The 16,793-nt window shown below is 64.3% G+C and carries 16 protein-coding genes; 12 read left to right on the plus strand and 4 right to left on the minus strand.

What is annotated here, in order from left to right:
* Positions 1-99: 99 nt before the first annotated feature.
* The 11 genes from AC1DMA_RS10370 to AC1DMA_RS10420 all read left to right on the plus strand — a co-directional run bounded on the left by AC1DMA_RS10370 (position 100) and on the right by AC1DMA_RS10420 (position 11,598).
* The gene (locus AC1DMA_RS10370; protein WP_478144122.1) at positions 100-2,025 is read left to right on the plus strand and encodes a hypothetical protein; all 1,926 of its coding nucleotides are present in this window, start codon (positions 100-102) and stop codon (positions 2,023-2,025) included.
* A gap of 83 nt (positions 2,026-2,108) precedes the next feature.
* Entirely contained in the window at positions 2,109-2,609 is a 501-nt protein-coding gene (locus AC1DMA_RS10375; RefSeq protein WP_478144123.1) for a phasin family protein, read from the plus strand.
* Between the two features lie 100 nt (positions 2,610-2,709).
* Positions 2,710-3,384 (plus strand): TetR/AcrR family transcriptional regulator, encoded by a 675-nt coding sequence (locus tag AC1DMA_RS10380; protein ID WP_478124978.1) that lies wholly within the window; start codon positions 2,710-2,712, stop codon positions 3,382-3,384.
* Between the two features lie 32 nt (positions 3,385-3,416).
* Positions 3,417-4,244, plus strand: a complete 828-nt coding sequence (locus AC1DMA_RS10385; RefSeq protein ID WP_478124979.1) for a hypothetical protein — start codon at positions 3,417-3,419, stop codon at positions 4,242-4,244.
* A gap of 141 nt (positions 4,245-4,385) precedes the next feature.
* Entirely contained in the window at positions 4,386-6,113 is a 1,728-nt protein-coding gene (locus AC1DMA_RS10390; protein ID WP_478144124.1) for a glycosyltransferase family 39 protein, read from the plus strand.
* Positions 6,114-6,503 carry an SMR family transporter gene (locus AC1DMA_RS10395; RefSeq protein WP_478124981.1) on the plus strand — a complete coding sequence of 130 codons (390 nt, stop codon included), beginning with the start codon at positions 6,114-6,116 and terminating at the stop codon, positions 6,501-6,503. It abuts the gene before it with no gap.
* On the plus strand, positions 6,500-7,630 hold the full coding sequence (locus tag AC1DMA_RS10400) for a DegT/DnrJ/EryC1/StrS family aminotransferase (protein ID WP_478144125.1): 1,131 nt from the start codon (positions 6,500-6,502) through the stop codon (positions 7,628-7,630). Before AC1DMA_RS10395 ends, AC1DMA_RS10400 begins: the two co-directional genes overlap by 4 nt.
* A gap of 16 nt (positions 7,631-7,646) precedes the next feature.
* Positions 7,647-8,630 (plus strand): glycosyltransferase, encoded by a 984-nt coding sequence (locus tag AC1DMA_RS10405; RefSeq protein WP_478144299.1) that lies wholly within the window; start codon positions 7,647-7,649, stop codon positions 8,628-8,630.
* Positions 8,627-9,592: a formyltransferase gene (locus AC1DMA_RS10410; RefSeq protein ID WP_478144126.1), complete on the plus strand. Its 966-nt coding sequence runs from the start codon at positions 8,627-8,629 to the stop codon at positions 9,590-9,592. Before AC1DMA_RS10405 ends, AC1DMA_RS10410 begins: the two co-directional genes overlap by 4 nt.
* A gap of 33 nt (positions 9,593-9,625) precedes the next feature.
* Positions 9,626-10,672, plus strand: coding sequence for a bifunctional UDP-4-keto-pentose/UDP-xylose synthase (locus tag AC1DMA_RS10415; RefSeq protein ID WP_478124984.1), 1,047 nt, complete (start codon positions 9,626-9,628; stop codon positions 10,670-10,672).
* Between the two features lie 5 nt (positions 10,673-10,677).
* A complete protein-coding gene (locus AC1DMA_RS10420) occupies positions 10,678-11,598 on the plus strand; it encodes a polysaccharide deacetylase family protein (protein ID WP_478144127.1) in 921 nt (306 codons plus the stop codon).
* On the opposite strand, the gene AC1DMA_RS10425 is transcribed toward AC1DMA_RS10420, so the two are convergent.
* On the minus strand, positions 11,595-12,890 hold the full coding sequence (locus tag AC1DMA_RS10425; protein ID WP_478124986.1) for an O-antigen ligase family protein: 1,296 nt from the start codon (positions 12,888-12,890) through the stop codon (positions 11,595-11,597). The two genes, AC1DMA_RS10420 and AC1DMA_RS10425, sit on opposite strands and share 4 nt — an antisense overlap.
* 72 nt (positions 12,891-12,962) lie before the next feature.
* Between AC1DMA_RS10425 and AC1DMA_RS10430 the strand changes: the two genes are divergently transcribed.
* Positions 12,963-13,217, plus strand: coding sequence for an acyl-CoA-binding protein (locus tag AC1DMA_RS10430; protein WP_478144128.1), 255 nt, complete (start codon positions 12,963-12,965; stop codon positions 13,215-13,217).
* Positions 13,218-13,227: 10 nt separating this feature from the next.
* Here the strand turns inward: AC1DMA_RS10430 and AC1DMA_RS10435 are convergent, their stop codons facing one another.
* The 3 genes from AC1DMA_RS10435 to AC1DMA_RS10445 are packed head-to-tail and all read right to left on the minus strand — an operon-like array spanning position 13,228 to position 16,776.
* Positions 13,228-13,560, minus strand: coding sequence for a polyhydroxyalkanoic acid system family protein (locus AC1DMA_RS10435; protein WP_478124988.1), 333 nt, complete (start codon positions 13,558-13,560; stop codon positions 13,228-13,230).
* Complete coding sequence (locus AC1DMA_RS10440; protein ID WP_478124989.1) at positions 13,553-14,707, minus strand: aminopeptidase; 1,155 nt, start codon at positions 14,705-14,707, stop codon at positions 13,553-13,555. The genes AC1DMA_RS10435 and AC1DMA_RS10440 overlap by 8 nt, the downstream gene beginning before the upstream one ends.
* Entirely contained in the window at positions 14,704-16,776 is a 2,073-nt protein-coding gene (locus AC1DMA_RS10445) for a molybdopterin-containing oxidoreductase family protein (RefSeq protein WP_478144129.1), read from the minus strand. The genes AC1DMA_RS10440 and AC1DMA_RS10445 overlap by 4 nt, the downstream gene beginning before the upstream one ends.
* Positions 16,777-16,793: the final 17 nt, after the last annotated feature.

The raw sequence follows: 16,793 nt of genomic DNA on the forward strand, positions 1-16,793 counted from the left end.
TTTGTCTTGTTGCTTGTCGGCATCTTCTGCTACATCGTCCGCGCAACAGATTGGTTCAGGGCCGTACCGGGAGACTTGGGGGACGCGCGATTCAATAGCGTGATCCTCGAACACCTGTTCCAGTGGATTCGCGGCGACGCTCCATCGCTCTGGACGCCAAGCTTTTTCTTTCCGGCACGAGGCACGCTGGCCTTCAGCGACAACCATTTCGGATCGGGCCCGGTCTACGTTCTATTTCGCAGCATAGGCATGAGCAGAGAACTGGCGTTCGACGCCTGGTTCGCGACCGGATGCTTGCTGAATTTCGCCGCGATGTACGCTGCAATGAGGCGGCTGCAATTCAACGCCTTTGCGGCTTCGGTAGCGGCATTCATCTTCACGTTCTCGTTGCCTGCACTTGCGCAGGAGGGCCATGCGCAACTGACTTACCGCTTTGCGCTGCCGATGGCCTACGTGGCCTTTCTCCAGTTTGCCGAGACGCGGCGTCTGCAAGAACTGGCCCAAGTGGCGGCATGGGGCGCGCTTCAGTTTTTCTGTTCCATCTATCTCGGCGTATTCACGGCTTATCTCATCGGGGCCACTGCTGTGGCGATGACGGTGCCCGGCCTGCGTCCTGTTCGAACCACGACGGCGAACGAATCCACGGGCAAAAGCGGTTGGGTTGTCCCGACGTTCGTCATCATTGCCTGCGGAGTTGCAACCGCCGCGCTCCTGCTCAAGTACCACTCCATCAGCCGCTCCTATGGATTTGCTCGAGCAGCTTCGGAAATTCTGGTGATGCTGCCGCGGCCGCAGAGCTACCTTCTTGCCGACGGTTCCACCGCATATCCTTGGCTGCGAGCGCTGGGATCGCAGATCCCGGTCAGACATGAGCACCAGATGTTCCCGGGCTTGGTTCCTGTCATCCTGAGTCTGTGTGCATTGCTGGCGGCAGGCTTTTCAAGCAATGCGCACAGGCGACAACTTCTCGGTCGCTCGTTGGTGGCCTTGGCTCTCTTGGTTGCAGTGACGCTGTACGTGGGCGACAGGTCCATTTACCAGCTATTGATGAACCTGCCTGGGGTCTCTTCGATCCGGGCAGTCAGTCGCGTAATCCTCATCATGATGCTGCCGGTGGCGATCATGGCCGCCATAGGCGTCGAGAGTTTGCAGCGGGTCCGCGCCGCGAAGTGGATTGCACCCATTGCGATCGTTATTGCGCTGGCCCTGGAGTTGCTGGGACATCAAACTGGCAGCACCCCTTTCGCGGCCTGGCGAAGCCGTCTTGAACCACTGTCAGCGGCCCTGGAGAGAGCGCCACGATCAGCTGACCCAGTCTTGTATGTCACGGGTCGCGCGCAGGAGCCCTTTTTCCTGACCGAACTGGACGGCATGGTCTTCGCACAGGACCAAAAGCTTCCGACGCTGAACGGCTATTCCGGAAATGCGCCTCCAAACTACATTCCGCCCTTTCCATGCACGCCTCCGGCTGCTCGCATCTATGCATTGGCGGGATCCGTCCTTGCAAGAGCCGGGCACACACATGAGGAAGTCCTTTCGCGTGCGCAATGGATCCAGCTTGAACCATGTCCAAGCCAGCACGTCGCCACTGACGCAGCGCCAGCGCCGCCCGATGAAGTTCAAGCGCAAAACATCAAGCTCAATGCGACCATGACCGGGGCCGGTCCGAATGAACTGCGCGTGTTGCTCCGGATTCGCAATGAAGGGTCGTCGACACTGCACACCCTGTCGCAAGTGGGCCATCCGTTGCGTGTGACCTGGCGGTTCGTGCGTTCGCCCGCCACCCCCGACCTGTCCAACCCACCGTGGGATGGTCGACATGACGCATATCTTTCGATCCCGCCTGGCGGTGAAGAAGAGATTCCGCTCGTGCTCCAGGAGCCCGCCAGTCCAGGCCCATACGAACTCCAGTTTTCACTTGTCGCGGAAGGCCACGAGTGGCTGCACAACCTCAAGATGCCGATCGCGCGCATACCGACTGAATATTTCGGCGCCTCACGAGGCGGCGAAGTGAAGTCGCAGTAATCGTTCCAGCCGATGGGCATGCGGCCCTAAAAACCCACCGCAGAGTGACCTACAGTCACCCCACCAACCCCGGAGATCAGCCCATGGACAAGCCACCGCCGCACAACGAAGAAGCAGCATCCGCAGCCACCGACCGCATCAAAGACTCCGCCCAGCAAATCTGGCTCGCCGGCCTCGGTGCGTTCGCCAAGATGCAGCAGGAAGGCAGCAAGGCCTTCGAGGCGCTGGTCAAGGACGGCGCCGGCGTGCAGAAGAAAACCCAGCAAGCCGCCGAAGAAACCCTCGCCCAGGCCCAAGCCCGAATGGCAGGTTTCGCCAGCGAGTTCGGCACGCGAGCCGCAGGCGGATGGGGCAAGCTCGAGAACATCTTCGAAGACCGCGTAGCGCGCGCCCTCGAGAAGCTCGGCGTTCCATCGGCCCAGCAAGTAGCAGCCCTCCAGGCCCGCATTGAAGCCCTCGAAGCCGAATTGCGTCGCAAGGAAAGCACCAGCGCCCCCGCGCATGCTGCACTGCGGAAAACCGCCGCACGCAAAACACCCGAAGCCACCAAGCCTTTGCATCGACGCAAGCCGAGCGGCGACTGACAAGCTTCCTTCCTGTCGCGCGTCAGACAGCACCCGAAGTCCTCCGCCGCCAAAACTTGCGCTAGAGTGTCCCCAAGAGACAAACCCCGGGGGCTACGACATGGCCAAGAAGGCGCCACGCCGCACTGCGCAACGCATCCTGGAAGCCGCACTTGACCTGTTCAATCGGTTCGGGGAGCCGAACGTCTCGACAACGCTCGTTGCCGGCGAGCTCAACATCAGCCCGGGCAATCTCTACTACCACTACCCCGCAAAGGATGAGCTGATCAACCGGCTCTACGAGGGCTACGAGACGGAGCTCACTGAGCTGCTGCACGCGAGCCAGGGCGTTCACGACGTCGAAGATGCGTGGTTCTTCATGCACAGCCTGTTCGAACTGATCTGGCGCTATCGCTTTCTCTACCGCGATCTGAACGACCTGCTGAGCAAGAACCGCCACTTGGAAACGCAGTTCCAGCTGGTGCTCAAGAACAAGGCGCGCGCCATTCGCAGCCTTCTCGCCGGGCTCAGCGATGCCGGGCATCTCGACATCGATCCGCGCGAGGTCGATACGCTCGCGCAGAGCATGGTGGTGGTGCTGACCTACTGGCTCAGCTATGAATACGTGCGCAATCCTCGCCAGGCGCTGGAGCCGGCTCATGCGCAGGGCGCGCTTCTGCGCGGCGCGCACCACACGCTGCACCTGCTGGCGCCCTATCTGGCCCCGGAGCAACGGAGGCATTTGCTGACACTTAGCAGTGCCTATTCGGGCGAAGATCAACCTGCAACGGTCTGAACCCCAACGGTCTGAACTCGATTTCTTTCCGAATGACCCAGCCAGACCTCCAACCCCTCCCGCGGCTGTCGACTGGCAACGCGCCGACCATAGGGCCATGGACGCGCATACCGTACGGGGACACGCCTCGCTTCGACGCGTCGAATCTGGCAGAGCACTGGGAGCGTCTGCATATCGGACAGGGTCTGCAGCCACCCACGGGGGCGCTGGCGGAGGCTTGGGCGCTCTATCACAGCGGGGAGTTCGAGCGGGCAGTCGAAGCGGCCCTGAAGCTCGGGCGCGAAGGTTCGTGCCTCGCCAATCAAGCCACGGCGGTCTATGCCAACTACCTGGAGCCGCGCGAAGCCGTTCGCCTGGCCTTGTTCAGGCAGGTTACGGAACGCGCCACCGCACAGGTTTCCACGGAGCCGAACAATTGCCAGGCACTCTTCTGGCAAGCCTATTCGCTGGGCCGCTACAGCCAGGGCATCAGCGTGGCGCGAGCCTTGGCGCAGGGTCTCGGGTCGAAGGTCAAAGGCGCTCTCGAGCGGGTGATCGAGCTGCAGCCGAGCTACCCGGAAGCCTATGTCGCGCTGGCCGCATTCCATGCCGAGGTCATCGACAAGGTCGGCGCGCTTGTCGGCCGGATGACCTATGGGGTGCGTGCGGAAACGGCGATCCAACTGTTCGAGCGCGGATTGCAGATCAACCCGCATTCCGCCAGCGCGCTCATGGAGTACGCGCGCGGACTGCTGATGCTGTACGGCGATACGCGCATGGCCGAAGCGACGCGGCTCTATGAAAAGGCCGCCGGCCTGGAGCCCGCGGACGCCCGCGAAAGGCTTGATATCGAACTCGCGCGGGCGGGCCTTGCAGACTGACGGATAAGGTCAGACTGGGACGGCCGTTCACCTAGAATTCATCCCCCTGAGGCACCTTCGGGGGTTGACTTCGGCCGCCCCGTCGAGGACCGCCGCTACCCACTTGCTCCTGGACTTTTCCGCCCGCCAAGTTTGATGAAGATGACTGCCAATCAGCGTTACGGCGCGCCCGACGCCGACGCTGACGCCCGGCTCACCCCTTCCGCCAGCACGCCTTCCCGCAGCGCCACGTCATGGACCGTCATGAGCGTGATGTTGTTGCTTGCGGCGCTGTTTCTCATCTGGTTCATCAGCCTCGGAACACGTTCCCTCATCACCCCCGACGAAGGCCGCTACGCCACGCTGGCGCTCGAGATGGCGCGCACCGGCGACTGGGTGACGCCCCGGCTGAACGGCCTTCTGTATTTCGAGAAGCCGGTATTTCAATACTGGGTGGGCGCGCTGGCGTTCCTGGCTTTGGGTGTCTCCGATTTCACAGCGCGCCTGTGGCCGGGGGTCGCCGGCTTCCTCACGGTGTCGGCCGTCGGCTTCACGGCCGGCCGGCTGTGGGGCCGCGAAACCGGCATCCGCACGCTCGCCATTGCCGCATCGATGACCTGGATCGCGGGTAACAGCCACTTCCTCACGCTGGACGCCGGACTGACGCTGTTTCTCACGCTGGCGCTTTGCGCCATGCTGCTGGCCAACGACAGCACCACTTCAGATGCGCGCGCGCGGCGCGGCTGGATCTGGCTCGCATGGGCGGCGATGGCCGGGGCGGTGTTGAGCAAGGGCCTCGTGGGCATCGCGATCCCTGGGGCCGTGCTGGTCTTCGTCAGCATCTGGCGGCGCACCACCCGCTTGTGGCGCGGCATGCATTGGGTGTCCGGGCTGTTGATCCTCTTCGCGCTTGCGGCGCCGTGGTTCGTGCTGGTGTCGGCGCGCAATCCTGTCTTCGCGCAGTTCTTCTTCATCCACGAACACTTGCAGCGCTATCTGTCCAACGTGCACCAACGGGAGGGTGCATGGTGGTATTACGTTCCGATCCTCCTGGGGGGAATGCTTCCCTGGACCGGGGCACTGCCGTGGCTGTTCCGCAAGGGCACTGCGGACGGCGGTCGGCCGCCGATTGCCGCCCGCGACATCCTGCTGGTCTGGTGCGTCTTCATCTTCCTGTTCTTCTCGGCTTCGGGCTCCAAGCTTCCGTCGTACATCCTTCCGATGTTCCCGGCGCTGGCGATGCTGGTCGCTTTGCAACTGCGCAATGCCTCGGCTTCCGTCCTGCGCTGGCATCTGCTCCTGCCGGTTCTTGCCTGGGTGCTGGTGTTCGTCCTTTCGACCCAGGTGGGCCGCTTCGCCTCGCTCACCACGCCGGCCGAGATGCTCGCGCCGATCGCCGCGGCCATCCGGGTCGGCGGCGCCGTTTTCCTGGTGGGCGCCGCCTTCGCATGGTGGTTGCTGGGCCGGCGCAAGGTCACGGCGGCCGTGCTGAGCCTCGCGTTCTGCCATCTGATCGGGACCCTGGTGGTCCTGCAATCGCACAACACCTATGGGCAGCTCAAGAGCGCCGCGACGTTCGCGCCCATCCTGCAGCGCGAGATCACGGCCGATACGCCGGTCTTCTCCGTTCGCACCTACGACCAGACGCTGCCTTTCTACCTGGGCCGCCCGGTAACGCTGGTCGAATACATTGACGAATTCGCGCTCGGCGAAATCGAAGAACCGAATCGCTGGATCAAGACTCTGGATGAGTTCGTGACGCGCTGGCAATCGCTGCCCCAGGCGGCGGCCTACATGGGCCGCGATACGTGGATGGAACTCCAGCAGCGCGGGCTGCCAATGCGCATCGTGTATGAAGACCAGCGACGCGTGGTCGTTACCAGGAAGTAAATGAAAGCACTCGATTTCCTGTGGGTCCTGTCGGGCGTGCTGCTCAACGCTGTCGCGCAGCTTCTGCTCAAGGCCGGCGCCAACAGTGCAGGCGAGATATCGATGTCGGCCGGCGCACCCGCGCTTTTCCGCACGGCGCTCGGCCTGGCCCATCATCCCGGCATCCTCGGCGGTCTGGCCTGCTATGCCGTCAGCGTGGTCGTCTGGATCATCGCGCTGTCGCGCGTCGAGGTGAGCATCGCGTACCCTATGCTTTCCATCGGCTATGTCGTGAATGCCATGCTCGCCTGGTGGCTTTTCGGCGAAGACGTCAACCTGCAGCGCTGGCTGGGCATCGGTGTGATCATCGTCGGCGTGATCCTGGTGGCCCGCAGCGGGAGTACCGCATGAGTTCCCTACCGTTTCTCCCTTTCACGCGTCCGTCGATCGACGAACGCACCATCACCGAAGTCGGCGACGTGCTGCGCTCGGGCTGGATCACGACCGGCCCCAAGTGCCAGGCGCTCGAGGCAGCGCTGTCGCAGCGCATGGGCGGCCGCCCTGTCCGGCTGGTCAGTTCGGCCACGGCCTCCCTGGAGCTCGGTCTGCGGCTGTGCGACATCGGCCCTGGCGACGAAGTCATCACCACACCGATGAGCTGGGTCGCGACGGCCAACGTGATCCTTGCCGTCGGAGCCACGCCGGTCTTCGTGGATGCCGATGCGAACACCCGCAACATCGATCTCGACCTGATGGAGCGCGCCATCACGCCGCGCACCCGGGCATTGATGCCGGTCGACCTCGCCGGCTTGCCGGTCGACCGCGACCGGCTCAACGCGATTGCGCAAAAGCACAAGCTGCGCGTGGTCGAAGACGCGGCGCAATCCTTCGGTTCGCACTGGGGCGACCGCGAAATCGGTAGCTTCGGCGATCTGGTGTCGTTCAGCTTTCATGCCAACAAGAACCTGACGACGTCCGAGGGCGGCTGCCTTGTCGTCAACAACGAAGACGAGGCGCGTCGCTTCGAAAAGCTCCGCCTTCAGGGCGTGACGCGTCTCCCGGACGGCGGCATGGACGTCGAAGCCTGGGGCAGCAAGGCCAATCTCACTGACGTGGCCGCCGCCATCGGGCTCGGGCAGCTTCGGCAGGTCGACGAATTCAACGTCCGCCGGCGGCAACTGGCCGAGCGCTATCTCGCGCGGTGGGACACGACGCTCGGCTTCGAACTGCCCCCCGCCGACCTGACGCGGCAAGGCAACTGGCACATGTTTCAGCCGCTGCTTCCTCGGGAGCTCGCGCCGCGCCGGGGCGATTTCATCGCAGCGATGCGGGAGCAAGGCATTGGTGTCGGCGTGCACTACCCTGCCATGCACCTCTTCACCATGTTCCGCAAGCGCGGCCATGCGCCGGGCGACTTCCCCGTGTCCGAGGACATCGGCGCGCGCACGATCACGCTCCCGTTGTTCCCGGCCATGGCCGACGCCGACGTGGACCGCGTCTGTGATGCCGTCGCCAGGGTGATGGCCACGTTGCGCTGACATGGACGCCACGCAAATGAACGACGCCGCCACGTCCACCATCACGCAACCGCCGTTTCTGGCTGAGCGGCCGACGGTGAGCGTCGTGATCCCGGTCTACAACGAAGAGGCCGGCCTTGCCGCGCTGTTCGAGCGGCTCTATCCCGCGCTCGACGCACTGGCGATCGCCTATGAGATCGTTTTCATCGACGACGGCAGCCGCGACCGCTCGGCCTCCTTGCTTGCGGCGCAGTTCGAGTTGCGGCCGGACGTCACGCGTGTGATCCTGCTGAACGGCAACTTCGGGCAGCACCGCGCGATCCTCGCGGGCTTCGAGCATTGCCGCGGCGAGCGCATCGTCACGCTCGATGCCGACCTGCAGAACCCGCCCGAGGACATCCGGCTTCTGCTCGATGCGATGGACGAAGGCTCCGACTACGTCGGCTCGATCCGGCAAGACCGGCAGGACGTCGCATGGCGCCGCTGGGCCTCGCGCGCAATGAACCGGCTGCGCCACCGTCTCACCGGCATCGCGATGACCGACCACGGGTCGATGATGCGGTCGTACAGCCGCGACGTCGTCCAACTCATCAACCAGTGCAACGAGATGAACACCTTCATCCCGGCGCTGGCCTACCAGTTCGCCAAGAATCCAACCGAAGTAGTGGTCGGCCACGAAGCGCGGCATGCGGGCGAATCCAAGTATTCGCTGTACAGCCTCATCCGGTTGAACTTCGATCTGGTCACCGGCTTCTCGCTGGTGCCGCTGCAGGCCTTCTCGTTGCTGGGCCTTGCGGTCTCGCTGCTTTCGGGATTGCTGTTCGTGATCCTGGCGGCGCGGCGTCTCATCCTCGGCCCTGAAGTGGGCGGCGTGTTCACGCTGTTTGCGCTGGTGTTCCTCTTGATCGGGCTCGCGCTCTTCGGTATCGGGCTGCTTGGCGAATACATCGGGCGCATCTACCAGGAAGTCCGCGCACGGCCGCGCTACCTGGTCAGCGCAATCCTGGAGCGCAGGGAATGACGGCCGCCCTGCGCGCGCCGCGCGCGATCGTGTTCGCCTATCACGACGTCGGCGTGCGCTGCCTGCAGGTGCTGCTCGATGCAGGGGTCGACGTGGGGCTGGTCGTGACGCACACCGACTCGCCCAGCGAGACGATCTGGTTCGGCAGCGTGGCCTCTGTCGCCGCCGAACACGGCCTGCGAGTCGTCACACCCACCGATCCACACGATCCGGCGCTGCTTGAAAGCGCACGCGCGCTTGAACCCGATTTCCTGTTCTCGTTCTATTACCGGCAGATGCTCAAGCGCGAGTGGCTCGATATGCCGCGCCGCGGCGCCTTCAACATGCATGGTTCGCTGCTGCCGCAATACCGCGGACGCGCGCCTGTGAACTGGGCGGTGCTCCACGGCGCGCGCGAAACAGGCGCGACCTTGCATCGCATGAACGAAAAGCCGGACAACGGCGCCATCGTCGATCAGTTCGCGGTGCCCATCCTTTCAAACGACACGGCCCGCGACGTGTTCGGCAAAGTGACGCTCGCGGCCGAGATCGTGCTGGCGCGAAGCCTCCCGGCGCTGCTCGACGGCACGGCAATCGAGCGTCCGCAGGATCTGTCGCAGGGCGGCTACTTCGGAGGGCGCCGTCCCGAAGACGGGCGCATTCCGAACGATGCGAATGCCCGCCAAGCCCATGATCTCGTGCGCGCACTCGCCCCGCCTTATCCATGCGCATTCCTGACGGTCAACGGCCAGCGCATCCTCATCGAACGCACCTTGCGTGCGGCCGCGCCTGTTGAAACGCCTGTGGAAGCACGCGGCCAAGGCTTGCGTTTGGGCACCGATGGGCAGACGCTTTGGCTGGTCGCCGCCGACGGAAGTGCGCTGCGTGTCATGTCCGCGCGCCGCGAAGGCGACGCCAAACCGTTCGGCGCGCAAGATTTCGAAACCCTCTTCTCCACCCGCTGGCTCGAAGCCGACGCCTGAGAAGCCCCCTTTCCTCCAGAAAAGCAGAACCACATGCTCAAAGTCCTGATCCTCGGCGTCAACGGTTTCATCGGTCACCACCTGACCCGCCACATCATGGAAACCACCGACTGGGAAGTCCACGGCATGGACATGATGTCCGACCGCGTCGCTCCCTGGCTCGACAATCCGCGCTTCCACTTCTTCGAAGGTGACATCACCATCAACAAGGAATGGATCGAATACCACGTGAAGAAGTGCGACGTGGTGCTGCCGCTGGTGGCAATCGCCACGCCGGCGACCTACGTGCGCGAGCCGCTGCGCGTGTTCGAGCTCGACTTCGAGGCCAATCTGCCCATCATCCGGCAATGCGTGCGCTACGGAAAACGCGTGGTCTTCCCATCGACCAGCGAGGTCTACGGCATGTCCACCGACGCAGCCTTCGATCCCGAAGCATCGAACCTCGTGTACGGCCCAATCAACAAGCCGCGCTGGATCTACGCCTGCGCCAAGCAGTTGATGGACCGGGTGATTCATGCCTACGGCCAGGAACAGGGCCTGCGCTACACCCTCTTCCGTCCGTTCAACTGGATCGGCCCCGGGCTCGACAGCCTGCATGCGCCGAAGGAAGGTTCGAGCCGCGTCATCACCCAGTTCCTTGGTCACATCGTGCGCGGCGAACCGATCCGGCTGGTCGATGGCGGCAGCCAGCAACGCGCGTTCACCTATGTGGACGACGGCATTTCAGCGCTCGTGAAGATCATCGCCAATGAAGGCGGCGTGGCCGACAGCAAGATCTACAACATCGGCAACCCTAACAACAACCACTCGATCCGCGCACTTGCCAACATGATGTTGAGCCTGGCGGCTACCTTGCCCGAGTACCGCGACGCCGCGGCGAAGGTCAAGCTGATCGACGTTGCCGCCGAAGACTATTACGGCAGCGGCTATCAGGACGTGCTGCAGCGCGTGCCCGACATCCGCCGGACCATTTCGGACCTCGACTGGAAGCCCACCGTCGGCATGGAAGACGCGCTGCGCGCCCTTTTCGCGTATTACAGCGACCACGCCGCTGCTGCCGCCGCCGATCTGGAAGCCTGAGCGCAATGGCGCGCATCGCACTCAAGATCGACGTCGACACTCTGCGAGGCACGCGCGAAGGGGTTCCGCCCCTGGTCAAGGTCCTGACGGATGCGGGCGCGGGCGCGAGCTTTCTTTTCAGCCTCGGCCCCGATCACACGGGCCGCGCGATTTTTCGAGTGTTTCGGCCCGGGTTTCTCAGCAAGGTATCTCGCACGTCGGTGGTCGAGCACTACGGTGTGAAGACCTTGCTCTACGGCGTCTTGCTGCCGGGGCCGGACATTGGCCGGAAAGAAGCGGCCACCTTGCGTGCCGTTCGCGATGCCGGCTTCGAGGTCGGCGTGCATTGCTGGGACCACGTGCGCTGGCAGGACGGGCTCATGACGCACGACGCCGCCTGGGCAGAGCACCAGATGCGCCTCGCGACCGATCGCCACACTGAAGTGTTCGGCTCGCCGCCGGTGCTGCACGGCGCTGCGGGCTGGCAATTCAACCCGGCGGCGGCCAAGGCCGAGACCATGCTCGGGATCACCTTCGCGTCCGATTCGCGTGGCACCCATCCTTTTGTGCCCGTTGGCCAGGACGGCGCGGTGCTTGGGCCGCCGCAGTACCCGACCACGCTGCCGACGCTCGATGAACTCATCGGCGTGGGCGACATCACCGTCGACAACGTGCATGAGCAACTGCTCGCACTGACCGAGGGCACCACGCAAGACCAGGTCTACACGCTGCACGCCGAACTCGAAGGCATGAAGCTGCGGCCCGTGTTCGAGCGGCTGCTCGCCGGGTGGCGTGCGCAAGGTCACTCGCTGGTCGCGATGCGGAATCTGCACGACGAATCCGCCAGCGCCGCACTGCCCCGGCATCTGCTGGAACAGGGCACCGTGCAGGGCCGATCCGGCCTGCTTGCCGTGCAGGGCGCGGCCTGGGGGAAATTGAAGATCTAGCCGCGCAGCACCGCGCCCCAGCGCCCCGGCACCACGCCGACCCATGGGTTGCCGGGCGCGCGAACGAGGTGCAGGTACAAGAAGGCGATCCACGGCAGGCTCAGTCCGATCGCGGCATCGCGCATGGCCGAGTTGACGCAGGTCGCCACCAACAGGATCAGCATCGCCACAAAGGCCAGCCTTCCGGTGATGTCGCGGCGACGCCATGCGACGACGAGCCCCGTCACGAATATCGCGGCGAGCGCGAGCAGGCCCGGCACACCTGTTTCGGCACCCATCCAAAGAAAGTCGTTGTGCGGCATGCTGTAGTCGTACAGCAGCTTGGGGCCGCGCCGATGCCATTCCGGCGTCCAGCTGCCGAGCCCCAGGCCGGCCAGCGGGGCGTCGAGCATCATGCGCGTGGTCTCGCGGTACATGTGATAGCGCACGACCCAGCTTCCCTCCGAAACCGCACCGGCCTTGGCGGCTTCGAGTTCCTGGATGCCCAACGTGAACTTCTCCTGCACCGACGGCGCCTGCGAGACGAGACAGCCCGCCACCACGACGCCCACGGCCAACGACACGGCCAGCACGCGCAACCGGCCGCGCCATTGATGTACGCACGCGGCGAAGACGCCCAGGAGAAGTCCTAGCAGTGAGGTGCGCGAGGGCAGCGTCACAGTCACGATCACGGCCATCCCGATGGTCACTGCAAAGGCCGGACCGGCCCAATGCCAACGGTCGCGCGTGTCGTTGAGATGCGCCAGCCCCCACACCGCAGCCGACGCGCCAATCACCGTGAACAGCAGCGCATCGTTGATGGACTTGTTGCCCTTCATCACGACGACGTTGTGCCAGATCGGCAGCAAGGGCACGCCGACCGTGTGCGCGAGGATGATCACGATCAATGCGAATGCGGCCGCGGCGAGGAAGCCGCGCAATGCCCACACCGTTTCCTCGACCGACAGGACCAGGGTGATTGCCAGCGTGGCCGCAATGCGCCCGTCGTGCCACAGGCTCAAGCCTGTCTCGGGATGATGCGGCCGGAACGCCAGCACGACCAGCGTCCAGACGACGAACGCCAGGATGGGCCAGCGCAGCGGGTCGCTGCGCAGTCGCGCAGCGCGCTCGCGCAGTCCGCCCGAAACCAGAACGGCGAGGATCAGCAGACCCGCACCAACGTAGTTGAGCCCGACCGGCATGAAAACCACGAAACCCCAAAGTAGCGCGGCCGCGCATACCAGTCGCGGGCTTCGGGCGACAGGAGCGAAAGTTGCGGCGATGTCGGGCGAGTCGGTGCTCAGCTTCGTCATGTCTTGGCGTTTGAAGTTATTGATGCGAAACCGTCACTTAAGATCGCGGGTCATTATTTGCCGAGTGCCGCAATGTCTGATCTCAACGCCCTGTTCGAAGCCGCCCAGGCCAACTCCAAACTGCTCGCCGAGCGCCCGGACAATCCGACGCTGCTCAAGATCTACGGCCTCTTCAAGCAGGCGACGGGGGGCGACAACACGGAGAAAAAGCCGAGCTTCAGCGACATCGTCGCGCGCGCCAAATGGGACGCCTGGACGTCGCGCAAGGGTTTGAGCGCAGACGAGGCCAAGCAGCAATACATCGACCTGATCGAATCATTGCGCTGAGCCGTTCGGCTCACAGCCAATCCTTTTCGTTGCGGGCACTGTCCCCCGCCGAAGGGGCGCCGAGCAACTCGTCGAGGTTCTCCCGCAGGCGCTGTTCGATCTGTTCGCTCAAGCTGTTGAACGGAAAAGCCAGCGTCGCGCGCAACTTGATGTTGTCGGCGCTGACCTCGACATTGCCATCGACGCCCGCGCGCCCGAACTGGGCCACGTCGCACGCTTCGCCTTCGGCATAGCTGCACTCCATGCCGTAGTCCTGTTCGGCGCGCTGCATCCACTGGCGGGCGACGGCGCGGGCGGCCGGCAGGCCCAGCGTGTGATTGCGTTCGATGTCGATGTCAGGCACCGTGGCCTCCGTTGTGTTCGGGCTTGCAGCAAGGGGAACGAGTCTGCATGAGCTGGTCGGGTGAAGCGGGGGCGGTTTTCAGGGCCAGGTCGCGTGCTGCCTTGGGCATCGCGGCGAGTTGCTTGACGGCTGCGTAGAAGCGCGGCCAATCTTCTCCCTCGCGCTCGAACAACGCCTCGAAGCCGGGCACGAGTTCGTCGTAGGCAGCCTGCGCGCCGAAAGCCGCATTGTTCGCGCGGGCCACCCAGGCGTCATAGGCGCCCTGCCGAGGGCCGGTCCATGTGGCGCGAAGTGCTGCGTAGCGCCTGCGGAAATCTTCCATGGCCGCCTGCTTTTTGGCGTCGACCGCGGCCCAGTCGTGGGCCTCGGCTTCTTTGGACGAATAGATGCCCTGCAGCACAAGGCGGGTTTCGGCGGTGAGCGCGCGAAACTCCTGGCGGCGTGCATCGAACTCGGCATATTCGATCCGAGCCGCTTCGCTCGCCTGTGTCTTGAGCCAGCGCGTGCTGCCGATGCGCTCCACCGCGGTCGCGAACGATTCGTTGAATGTGGTGTCGCCCGACACGTACAGCACCTGGTGCGCCAGTTCGTGAAACACGATCCGCGCCAGTTCGCCTTCGGGATAGCCGATGAAAGTCGAGAGCAGTGGGTCACCGCCCGCCCAGTTCATCCAGCCGAGCGTCGAGTAGGCAGGCACGGGGTAGACCGCCGTCTCGAGGCCCTGCGAACGCAGCACTGCGGCCTCGGCGTTGGCTGCGGCTTCGTCGTAATAGCCGCGATACCCGACGCAGCCGGCGACTGGGAAGCACCAGGTCTTCAGTTGAAGCGAATGTGCCGGCGCCGCGACGACGTTCCAGAGCGCAGCGGTGCGATGAAGGTCGGCGTAGGCCTTGTAGCTCGCGTTGTCGGGCAAATCGAGCTCGGTCACCGCATAGCGGCGAATGCGCTGCGCGAGTTCGAGCTTCGACTTGAGGGCTTTGGATGCGGACGGGTCCTCGATCCATTCGGGCACTGGGCGCGCTGCGCGCATCAGATCGATATGGCCGCTGGCCGATTGCCAGTAGTAGCCGACGTCGGCACATCCCGCCAGCGCTGCCGCGCCGATGATCGCGGCACCTCCAAGCAGTGCCCACCGAGTCCGCTTCATGGCGCGACCGCGGGTTCCGCAACCGACTCCACCTCGACGAGGCAGTCGTAGAAAGTCGGGCCGCGGCCGATGTCCGTCAGGCGCTGGCTGGTGAGCTGGTTGACGTTGGTGCCGTCCATGCCGAGCTTGCGCCACCAGATGCCCAGGCCGTGCACCACCCCCGGACGAGCCCTGCGCGAAACCTCGGCTTTGCAGCGGTACTCGCCCCGTTGGTTGAAGACACGCACGATGGCGCCATCGCTGATACCGCGCGGGCGGGCATCGGCATCGTTGATTTCGAGCACAGGCTCGACTTCGATCGCACGCAGGCTGCGGACGTTGACGAAGCTTGAATTGAGGAAGTTGCGCGCCGGCGGCGAGATCATCGCGAGCGGGAATTCATTGGAGCTTCCGGCTGGCTCGTAATTGGGAATGTGATCGGGCAAGCCGTCCTGTCCCATCGCAGCGAGCCGTTGGCTGAAGAATTCGCAGCGGCCCGACGGCGTCGGGAAGTTGCCTTCGGCATAGGGCGCATCGGGCAGCTTCAGTGTCGCGAATCCGCGCGCCTGCAATTCGTCGAAGTCCACCGCGTCAGCCGCGAATGCCGCACGGCAAAGCGTCTCGTCTTCGTCAGAGAAACAGGGCTCGTCGAAGCCCATTCGCCGGGCGAGTTCGCGAAACACCCAGGTGTTGCTGCGCGCCTGTCCACGGGGCGCAACCGCGGGGCGATTCAGCATCACGTCCGTGTGGCCGTAGCTGAAATGGATGTCCCAGTGTTCGAGTTGCGTGGTGGCCGGCAGCACGTAGTCGGCATAGTCGGCCGTGTCGGTCTGGAACTGTTCGAGCACGACGGTGAAGAGGTCTTCGCGCGCAAAGCCCGCAACCACCTTGCCGGAGTCGGGTGCGACCGCGACCGGGTTGCTGTTGTAGACGATCAACGCCTCGATCGGATGCGCATCGTCCTGCAACGCGTCGCCGATGGCGGTCATGTTGATGGTGCGCGGCTGCCGTCCGGCGAGCAGGTCCGGTCGCTGCAGCGCTGCGCGGTCTACGGGAAAGAGCCCCGAACTGCTGAGCAGAAGACCTCCTGCGCGTTCGCGCCATGCGCCCACCAATGCGGGCAGGCAAGCCACGGCACGCGCCGCATTGCCACCGCCACGTACGCGCTGCATGCCGTAGTTCAAGCGGATGGCCGCCGGGCGGGTGGTTCCATAGGCGCGAGCCAATTCGACGATCTGCGCTTCGGGCACGCCGCACACTTCGGCTGCCCGGGCCGGAGGCCACTGCAATGCCCTCTCGCGAAGCTGCGACCAACCCACGGTGTAGCGTTCGATGTAGTCGTGATCGATCCAGTCGTTCACGATCAGCTCGTGCATCAGCGCAAATGCCAGGGCGGCATCGGTGCCCGGCAGCAGGGCCACGTGCTCGTCGCACTTGTCCGCGGTCTCTGTCTTGCGGGGATCGATGCACACCAGTCGCGCCCCTGCCCGCTTGGCAGCTTGCGCATGGCGCCAGAAATGCAGGTTGCTGGCGATCGAGTTGCTGCCCCAGATAAGGATCAGCTTCGCTTCGGCGAAAAATTCGACCCGCATGCCGACCTTGCCCCCCAAAGTAAAACCTAAGGCTTCACCACCGGCGGTGGAGCAGATCGTGCGGTCCAGAAGCGATGCGCCCAGCTTGTTAAAAAAACGACGATCCATCGATTCGCCCTGCACCAGACCCATGGTTCCGGCGTAACTGTAGGGCACAATCTTTTCCGGATTGTTACTTCTAATTGCATTCAGACGCAGGGCAATGTCGTCCAGCGCAGCGTCCCAGCTCACCGGCTCGAAGCGGCCGCTGCCCTTGGGCCCCGATCGCTTCAGCGGCTGGACCAGCCGTTCCGGGTGGTCATTGCGTTCGATGTAGCGCGAGACCTTGGTGCAAAGGACGCCTGCCGTGTGCCGGTGTTCAGGATTGCCCTGCAGCTTGACGGCGACGCCGTCCTGCACGGTGGTGACGAGCGCGCAAGTGTCCGGGCAGTCATGTGGGCATGCGCCGAGCACTTGATGCACCGGGTGCGCCTCGCGCACTGGAGAGTGGGAAGTCATGAATCAGTGGGGGAAAG

It is taken from the genome of Variovorax sp. 05N34, from assembly GCF_056397405.1.